The sequence below is a fragment of the Gilvibacter sp. genome (assembly GCF_013214815.1).
In the GTDB taxonomy this organism is placed as follows: domain Bacteria; phylum Bacteroidota; class Bacteroidia; order Flavobacteriales; family Flavobacteriaceae; genus Gilvibacter.
The window spans coordinates 33,977-43,197 of the sequence record NZ_JABSPU010000017.1 but is presented as its reverse complement, the minus strand read 5'-3'; the positions used below and the strand labels follow the sequence as shown (position 1 = coordinate 43,197).

The 9,221-nt window shown below is 43.7% G+C and carries 8 protein-coding genes; 5 read left to right on the top strand and 3 right to left on the bottom strand.

Features of this window, described 5'->3' with window-relative positions; translation table 11 throughout:
- From HRT75_RS05740 to rodA, 3 genes are all read left to right on the top strand, one after another.
- Positions 1-455, top strand: a 455-nt coding sequence (locus tag HRT75_RS05740) for a rod shape-determining protein MreD (protein WP_291183702.1), incomplete at its 5' end; no start/stop codon positions are given.
- On the top strand, positions 452-2,320 hold the full coding sequence (gene mrdA / locus HRT75_RS05735; protein WP_291183699.1) for a penicillin-binding protein 2: 1,869 nt from the start codon (positions 452-454) through the stop codon (positions 2,318-2,320). The genes HRT75_RS05740 and mrdA, both read left to right, overlap by 4 nt.
- Positions 2,320-3,576, top strand: coding sequence for a rod shape-determining protein RodA (gene rodA / locus HRT75_RS05730; RefSeq protein WP_291183696.1), 1,257 nt, complete (start codon positions 2,320-2,322; stop codon positions 3,574-3,576). The genes mrdA and rodA overlap by 1 nt, the downstream gene beginning before the upstream one ends.
- Here the strand turns inward: rodA and HRT75_RS05725 are convergent.
- Genes HRT75_RS05725 through HRT75_RS05715 form a run of 3 tightly spaced genes read right to left on the bottom strand, consistent with a single transcriptional unit; the run spans position 3,573 to position 7,626 of the window.
- Positions 3,573-4,376, bottom strand: a complete 804-nt coding sequence (locus HRT75_RS05725; protein ID WP_291183693.1) for a DNA/RNA non-specific endonuclease — start codon at positions 4,374-4,376, stop codon at positions 3,573-3,575. The genes rodA and HRT75_RS05725 overlap by 4 nt on opposite strands.
- 2 nt (positions 4,377-4,378) lie before the next feature.
- The gene (locus tag HRT75_RS05720; protein WP_291183689.1) at positions 4,379-5,485 is read right to left on the bottom strand and encodes an ABC transporter permease; all 1,107 of its coding nucleotides are present in this window, start codon (positions 5,483-5,485) and stop codon (positions 4,379-4,381) included.
- Positions 5,486-5,493: 8 nt separating this feature from the next.
- Positions 5,494-7,626 carry a carboxy terminal-processing peptidase gene (locus tag HRT75_RS05715; RefSeq protein WP_291183686.1) on the bottom strand — a complete coding sequence of 711 codons (2,133 nt, stop codon included), beginning with the start codon at positions 7,624-7,626 and terminating at the stop codon, positions 5,494-5,496.
- A gap of 171 nt (positions 7,627-7,797) precedes the next feature.
- On the opposite strand from HRT75_RS05715, the gene HRT75_RS05710 reads away from it, so the two are divergent.
- Together HRT75_RS05710 and lpxB are read left to right on the top strand one after the other, a co-directional pair.
- Positions 7,798-8,088: a hypothetical protein gene (locus HRT75_RS05710; RefSeq protein WP_291183683.1), complete on the top strand. Its 291-nt coding sequence runs from the start codon at positions 7,798-7,800 to the stop codon at positions 8,086-8,088.
- Between the two features lie 3 nt (positions 8,089-8,091).
- On the top strand, positions 8,092-9,204 hold the full coding sequence (gene lpxB, locus HRT75_RS05705) for a lipid-A-disaccharide synthase (RefSeq protein ID WP_291183680.1): 1,113 nt from the start codon (positions 8,092-8,094) through the stop codon (positions 9,202-9,204).
- Positions 9,205-9,221 lie beyond the last annotated feature (17 nt).

Here is a 9,221-nt window from a genome sequence, read left to right as displayed (position 1 = left end):
TGCAGGTGTTGGTTTTGAACAATGTGGCCTTATTTGGCTATATCGTTCCATTCCTCTATGTGATCTATATTTTGAGGTTCCCGGTTACTGGAAATCGATCCGTTTTGCTCATTAGTAGTTTTCTTTTAGGATTATTTGTGGACATCTTTAGCAATACCGGAGGGGTTCATGCCGTTGCTAGTGTAACGATGGCTTATAGCCGCCCACTGTTCTTAAAGACCTCTTTTGGAATAAGCTATGAATACAATGTGGTAAAGATCATTGAAATGCCTTTGGGCGGGATCATCACTTATGTTTTGGGCGCTGTTTTTGTGCATCATTTTATACTGTTTAGCTTGGAAGTCTTTAGCCTGAGTCAATGGGCACTGGTTTTAAAATCGACCTTGTTTTCGGCACTGTTTAGTAGTTTGTTGATCTTAATAAGTTTCATCCTTTTTGGCTCCAAAAAACGATGAGAAAACTTTTGCTTTTAGGACTTACTCTGTGTAGCGGATTGGTATTCGCCGCCCGCCTCTTCTATTTGCAGATCTATGATTCCAGCTTTCAAAAGCTCTCGGAGAACAACGCCATTAAAATGGTTTATGACTTCCCCGAGCGCGGTTTCATCTTTGATAGAAACGGGGAACTCCTAGTTGCTAATCAACCGGCTTATGACATCATGGTCATTCCACGAAACGTAAAAGACTTGGATACCCTTTCCTTTATTGAGGATTTGGGAATCAGCCGGGAAGAGTTTGACAAAAAGCTCAGCAAGGCCTGGACCTATTCACCACGAATTCCATCGCCTTTTATGCCACAACTCACCAAGGAAGAGTTTGCCGCCTTGCAAGAGAAAATGTATCAATACAAAGGCTTCTTTATTCAGAAACGCTCTTTGCGAGACTATCAGGTAGCCCATTCTGCTAATGTTTTAGGATTCATTGGAGAGGTTAATGACGGCATCATGAAGCGCAACCCGTATTACCGCTTGGGAGATTATATCGGTATGACGGGTATAGAAAAGCAATATGAAGAAGTCCTTCGCGGAGTTAAAGGTGTTAAGTACATTCAAAAGGATCGCTTCAACAAAGATATTGGTCCGTATAAAGAAGGAATCTTTGACACCATTCCGGTTTCTGGACGCGATATCGTGTTGACCTTAGATTCTGAACTTCAAGCGTATGGTCAATTGTTGATGCAAAACAAACGCGGCGGCATTGTTGCCATTGAGCCCAAGACCGGAGAAATCTTATCCTTGATCACAGCGCCTTCATATGACCCAGATTACCTAGTAGGCCGAAAACGCTCTAAAAATTACACTGCCCTTTACAACGATTCCATCGCCAAACCTTTATTTGACCGAGTTTTAGAAGGACAATACGCGCCAGGTTCTCCATTTAAAGCCTTGACTTCTTTGATTGCTTTAGAGGAAGGTGTAATCACTGCAGAGGAACGTATACATTGCAGCGGAGCTTATTATTACGGAGGGCGCAAACCACTTAGTTGCCACGCCCACCGAGGGCCCTTAGACGTTGTAGGCGGCATTGCACACAGTTGTAATACCTATTTCTGTACGGCTTACCGGCGAACCATTGAAAAGTATGATACCCCTCAAGAAGGAATAGATGCGTGGCACAATCACTTGGAAAGTTTTGGGCTTGGAAATTATATGGGCTATGACTTGCCCAGTGGCCGCAAGGGCTATATCCCAGACTCTGATTTTTACAACCGCAGTTATAACTATCCGAAGTACCGCTGGTACGCTACAGCCACTATCTCCAATGCTATTGGGCAAGGAGAGGTCACTATGACGCCCATGCAGATGGCTCATACCGCATCTGTGATTGCTAACAAAGGCTGGTTCTACCGTCCGCATATCATTAAACAGATCAAAGGCGTAGATACCTTACCACAGAAATACACGGAAAAACACTACAGCTCCATCTCTCCAGAGCACTTTGATCCTGTTATTGAAGGCATGTTTGACGTATACAATGAAGGTACTGCGGAGTATATTCAGATTCCTGGTATTGAGATCTGCGGAAAGACCGGTACAGCGGAAAACTTTACCCGAATTGATGGAGAAGTTGTTCAATTAACGGACCACTCCATTTTTGTGGCCTTTGCTCCAAAGGACGACCCAAAGATTGCTATTGCAGTGTTTGTAGAGAATGGTTATTGGGGATCTCGTTGGGCAGGACGAATCGCCGGACTGATGATTGAAAAATATTTACGCGGTGAGATCTCGCGCCAAGACATGGAGGATTTTGTGATTAACGGTAGTTTGGAAGACGAATACGCCAAGCCGTTCTTGGGAGAGCCCTTTTTAATCAATCAATAATGCAACGCAACAGCACGCTTCAAAATATCGACTGGATCACCGTGATCCTCTACTTGCTTTTGGTTGCTGCAGGCTGGATGAATATTTACTCAGCCTCACTTTCAGATACCGCAGTTTCCTTTACGAACCTCGACAACATTTACGCCAAGCAACTGTTCTTTATTGGTCTGAGCTTGGTGCTCATTGTGTTTATCTTGGCTGTAGATGCTAAGTTCTATGAACGCTTCTCCAGCGTCATCTACTTGATCGCTTTAGCCAGTTTACTTGGGCTATTTATCTTTGGAAAAGACATCAATGGGGCGCGGAGCTGGTATTCTTTTGGCTCTTTTGGATTACAACCTTCGGAATTCGCTAAAGCAGCTGCAGCACTTGCCTTGAGCAAATACCTCAGCGATATTCAAACCAATGTAAAGCTGTTCAATCATCAACTAAAGGCCTTTTTGATCATCCTTTTGCCCGCCTTGTTGATCGTACCACAGCCCGACCCTGGAAGTGCCTTGATCTTTACGGCTTTGATCTTTCCGCTCTACAGAGAAGGTCTACATTTCATTTACCTACTCTTGGGCTTTATTGCTGCCTTTTTGTTCATTTCCACCTTGCTGATTGGCGCCTATTGGGTAGCTGCAGCAGTTGCTGTAATTGCCCTTTTGCTTTGGTTCAAGAACAGGAAGAAGAAACGCAACCTGGGTAAGTATGTGATCATTACCGGAGCCTGCGTGGCCTTTGCATTTTCTGTGAGTTATATCTTCAACAACGTGTTTGAACAGCGCCACCGGGACCGTTTCAATATAGTGTTGGGGAAAGAAGTAGATACCCGAGGCATTGGATACAACACCAACCAAAGTGAGATCGCTATTGGTAGCGGCGGATTTTTGGGTAAAGGCTGGACCAAAGGAACTCAGACCAAAGGAAACTTTGTTCCGGAACAGCACACTGATTATATTTTCAGTACAGTAGGTGAAGAATGGGGCTTTTTGGGAAGCATCTTTGTGGTGATTCTTTTTTTATGGCTAATCATTCGACTGCTGATCTTAGCCGAAAGACAAAAGCAACAGTTTGCCCGCGTATACGGATATAGCGTCGCAGCCATTCTCTTCTTTCACTTCTTTGTAAACATTGGAATGGTTACGGGCTTGTTTCCAACAGTAGGAATACCACTGCCTTTCTTTTCTTATGGTGGATCAGCCCTCTGGGGCTTTACGATCTTGCTGTTCATCTTTGTTAAGCTAGATTCCAGCAACTTTATCAATCGCTAATCTATATTGTAGTACAGTCGATCTATTCTGGATTGTAGTTCTTCCTGCTGAGCTGCGGGAAGATTTGCAAAAAAGTCGATCCCTGTAGCCTGCTCGATCTCATCCACAGAAACGATATAATCAGAATAGCGGCTAATGTCCTCTCGATGCGGAATCAAAAAGGCAATAACGCGATACTCCCCGCGATAGGTATCCACAACAATTTTATAAAAAGCATTGGGAACACTCACCTGCTCTGAACCAATTGCATCCATTGGATTTTTTAATACGCCACCAGTAATGACAAAGACATCGTCATTTTCCTTGGCCCAGCGACGCACGCGCTGTTCTAAATAATTCCAAACACCGCTATTAAAGTCGTGCAATTGGGGGCTGATGTTACTGGTAAAGAAAGTGTCCTTAAAAGCATTGTAACTAAATTCCATATCGGCTGCAGCTACTAAATGTCCACGGTCGTAACCCGAATTCTTATAGTTGCGCCAATCTGCAGACTTGGATTTCACCTTCGGATCTTGTTCAAAATACGGGCGGTCAAAATCATTATTGACCACCTGCTCCTCTCGTAAAGTATAGGCTACCCAATTGGCCTGTTCATGAGTTTCATTATAGGATAAGGTGTAATAATCATGAGTCACCAAAGCATCTCCAGCGGGCAAGAGCGTTGTTCCAAAAGCGTCAGAGCTGTTATCGACATTCACTTCTGTTGCTCCCATTGGATTGTTATCTATATAACCCTCCAAATAATACAAGGCAATGGTTACTACAACGATCAGTATGGGGTAGATATACTTCCGATTCATTCTTACATCTTCACATCAAGCGCATCTCTAAGCGCATTACCAATAAGCATAAAGGCCATTACTAAGGTCATAATGGCTAATCCAGGAACTATGGCCAAATAGGGTTTGCCCAAAACGATATAGTTGTAATGATCTTTGATCATGCCTCCCCAGCTGGGCATGGGCGGTTGCGCACCTATGCCTAAAAAGCTCAAGCCGCTTTCAATGAGAATGGCCGCCGCAAAGTTTGCTGCAGAAATAACGATCACGGGAGCCAAAATATTCGGGATGATGTGCTTGGTGATCACACGCCAATTGCCGTACCCTAAAGCTTTGGCTGCGGTAACGTATTGCATGTTCTTTACGCTCATTACTTGCCCGCGCACTACACGAGCCACTTCTACCCACATGGTGAGTCCAACAGCGATGAACACTTGCCAAAAGCCTTTACCTAAAGCCAAGGTTATGGCAATGACCAAAAGCAAGGTAGGAATGGACCAGGTCACATTGATGATCCACATGATGGCCGTATCTACTCGGCCCCCAAAATAACCCGCAATGGCTCCTAGAGACATCCCGATCAATAAAGAGATCAACACAGACACAAAGCCGATAGCCAGAGAAATCCGAATGCCCACAAGCATTCTGCTCAACAGATCTCGCCCGTATTTATCCGTGCCTAAACTGAACTTCTGATTGCGAACATAGTAAGTGACAATTTCTTCCGGTGTGTTCGCTTTGGGAAACTTCTTTAAATGATATTCCTTTTGCAATCCTTCCAGGCCGTCTTGGGCGTATTCGGTGATCTCTATGCCGGAATCCGTTAGGGAATAACTGGAAATTGGAATTTCTGAATCACTGGTCTTGCGACCTGTAAAAAAGGCACTGATGGCAGATTGCTCTTGGACAAAATCAGACGGAAGTGTTAAGAGATCCACGGTAAAGCCAGGAGACTGTGAGTGGATAGACACGTGCATTTGATTGGCATTCTGGGAGTTATCTGGCGCCAAGGCGTAGGCAAAAATAGCCACCAGCACAGCAAGCACCAATATGGCTATACTAAAAACGCCCCAAAAATTCTTTTTGAATTTTCGGAGCGCTTGTGCTGTTAAGGAATCAGATTTCCCCATAAATGTCTTTAGTCTTTGATCTTGGCAAAGCTACCTTGTCTAATGTTGTTTAACTTCAGGTCTTCCAGTACGCTAACAGCCTCTTCTACATAAATGTCGCTTCTGAGGTTTTTATGCCAGCGCTGTCTGTTCTGCCCTAAGGTAGTATCTTTCTCAATCAATGCCAACTCTGCTGGCAAAGAGGTGTAATCCAATCCAGACTCATAATCCTCTAATACGTCAAAGCGCTTTGCGTACTCTTCACGGTCTTTTATAGCTTGCGTATAGGCATTCAAGTTTAGAGAAACCACGTTCTCATCTTGACGTTGCTTGATCCATTTGGCATTCTCATCAATTAGCTTGAGCTCCGCGCTTTTCGCCATACGCTCATTACTGCGCTTAATGGTAGCCTCATAGTCGATATACCCGTCATAAGGTGTATAATCAGCAGGTGTGATCTTGTCATAAGGAAGCGGATTGTCGTATTCCTTCTCCCCGATATCCAAATAAGCATAGCGCCCAGGCATAACCACATCACTCTTTACTCCCTCTAATTGAGTAGAACCTCCGTTAACGCGGTAGTATTTCTGTGTGGTCAATTTTAAGGCGCCCATATCGCCCATATCGTTATTGCGTAACCATTGGTTTAGATCCAATAGATTCTGAACCGTTCCTTTACCATAGGTCTGCTTACTACCAATGATCACGGCACGTTTGTAATCTTGCATGGCAGCTGCCAAGATCTCTGAAGCTGATGCGGAAGCATCGTTCACCAAGATCACTAAAGGTCCATCCCACACTACCTCGCTATCGCGATCTGAAAGGACTTCTTTACGCTTTCCATTAGAAGCTACTTGTACCACTGGCCCATCTTTAATGAACAATCCAGCAATATCCACAGCAGTTCTCAAAGAACCTCCACCGTTATTTCTCAAGTCTAAAACAAGACCTTCCATACCTTGTTGTTTCAAGGCGATGATTTGCTTTTTAACATCGGCAGCAGCATTGCGCTCTTCATAATCTTCCATGGTGAAGTAGAAGGCTGGCAGATTGATCAAACCAAACTTGCGATCCTCTTTTTGGATCAAGGCCGACTTGGCATAGGTCTCTCCAATCTCAACAACATCACGAGTGATGGTTTCTTCTTCAATAGTACCGTCAACACGTTTGATGGTCAAAGTCACCTTAGTTCCCTTTGGGCCTTTGATGAGTTTCACTGCGTCATCTACACGCATTCCAACAATACTCACCGGATCGTCCTCATCTTCTTGTTTTACTTTCATGATGATGTCACCCGCTTTGATGTGCTCCCCTCTCCAGGCAGGACCTCCGTTGATGATCTCGACCACTTTAATGTAGTCGTTTTGCTTTTGAAGACGTGCCCCGATTCCTTCTAATCGTCCTGACATTTGTAGATCAAAACGATCGCGATCTGGCGGAGCAAAATAGTTAGTGTGCGGGTCAAACTGCATCACCACAGAATTCAAGAAAACAGCAAAGTAATCCTTGCGTTCCAAGTCATTTACAAAGCTGTAGTTGTCGTTAAAGCTATTCAAAGTAGTCTCACGCGCGTCAGCCTCAAGCTGTGCTTTAGACTTTGGCGTATAGTCTTCTTCATTCTCAACTTTGAAAAGGTTGTCTTCAATATTGTCGTAGTAGGTAGAAAGTGTGGTGTACTTCAACTGCTTTCTCCAACGATCCTTCAAAGCCTTCTTGCTATCCGCATAAGGCATATTGTCGTAATCTACGTTGATCTCTTCGTCCTTTCCAAAATCAAAAGGTTCCTTCAAGATCTCAGGATAGTAGGTTTGTGCTTCTTGAATTCGTTGATCCAAACGGCTGTAAACCAAATTGAAGAAATCCAACTCTTTGGCTAAGAGTTGATCGTCAATAGAAGTTTTGTACTGCTCAAACTCTTCAATATCAGAAGCTAGGAAATATCTTTTGATCGGATCCACATTGTCGATAAAGTCTTCATAAACCGCAATGGAGAAATCGTCATCCAAGGATTTAGCGTCGTAGTGACCTCTTTCCAACACATAAGTGATCAGGTCAACGAGGAGTTTATCTTTATCAGGATCTTCAAAACTTTTAGTAGTAAAACTGCAAGATGCAGCGGCCACAAAGACGGCCAACATCAACAGTTTAAAATTCTTTTTCATTAATCGCATTACATCATCTTTTATAAGCTCTCTAAATTATAGAAAAAACCGTGCCATTCCGCAGTGTTGGTACTAATTTTTTGTTAAACCAAAATGGGCATAAATCGCGCTTAAAATGCTTACTTTAGCAGGGATAAACTAAGTTCGGATTTAATTCGATACGCCTGATTTATGAAACAACGAATCCTCAAAGGGCTGCTCGCCGGATTGGCGACAAACATCATTGGAATCAGCCTTTGTATTTTCATTATTGCACAGGTAAAAGGTCGTGGTTTTGCCTCCACTTTTAAGGTATTTTGGAATTCTGATGCCTTTTGGATGATCCTCGCTCTGGGAGCGCTTCCCAACCTGCTGCTGTTTTTCGGACTTTTAAAACGCAACAAAGAATACGAGGCTCGCGGGGTAGTTATGGCGACTTTTGTTGCTGCAATCACCACCTATATTCTCTATTTTATAGCCTAACCGATGAAGTATTATATCATTGCTGGAGAAGCTTCTGGAGACCTGCACGGCTCCAACCTGATCAAAGCCTTGCGCAAGGAAGATCCTCAGGCGGAGATCCGTTGTTGGGGTGGCGATCTGATGGCCGCAGAGGGAGCTACAGTGGTGAAACACATTAAGGAATTGGCCTTTATGGGTTTTATCGAGGTTGTTGCCAATTTGGGAACCATTTTAAAGAACATCAAGTTTTGCAAGGCGGACATTACGGAATTTGCGCCCGATGTTTTGATCTTTATTGATTACCCAGGATTCAATTTTCGCATTGCCGAATGGGCCAAGAAAGAAGGTTACCCAACCCATTATTACATCTCTCCGCAGCTTTGGGCTTGGAAAGAGGGACGCATCAAAAAGGTCAAAAGAGATGTGGATTTCATGTATGTGATCCTTCCGTTTGAAAAGGATTTTTATGAGCAAAAACATCACTTCCCTGTTGAATTTGTGGGCCATCCGCTTTTGGATGCTATAGCAGACAGACCCACGGTAGACCCTGAAAAATTTAGAGAAGAGCACGGTTTGGACAGCCGTCCAATAATTGCCTTGCTGCCTGGAAGTCGCAAGCAGGAAATTACCACCATGCTTGACGTTATGTTGGATCTTGTGCCCAAATACCCAGACCATCAATTCGTAATTGCCGGAGCTCCAAGTCAGGATGCTAGCTTTTACGAGCAGATCGTCAAAGGTAGAAAGGCGGCTTTTATCCAAAACAAGACCTACGACCTTTTGAGTGTAGCAGAGGCAGCATTGGTGACCTCAGGAACGGCAACTTTAGAAACGGCTCTTTTTAAAATCCCACAAGTGGTTTGCTATAAAGGGAGTTGGATCTCCTATCAGATCGCCAAACGACTGATCAAACTAGATTATATCTCACTGGTCAATCTCATTTTAGATAAACCCGCCGTAACCGAACTCATCCAAGGAGAATTCAATACCAAAAAATTGGCGCAAGAACTCGACAAAATTTTGGATGAAGACCACAGAAAAGAACTGTTCTTAGACTACTACAACTTGGAGCAAAAGCTCGGCGGAACGGGTGCTAGCGCCAAAACAGCGGGCTTAATTTATAAATCCATTGAATAATTTTACGTAAGTTTAAG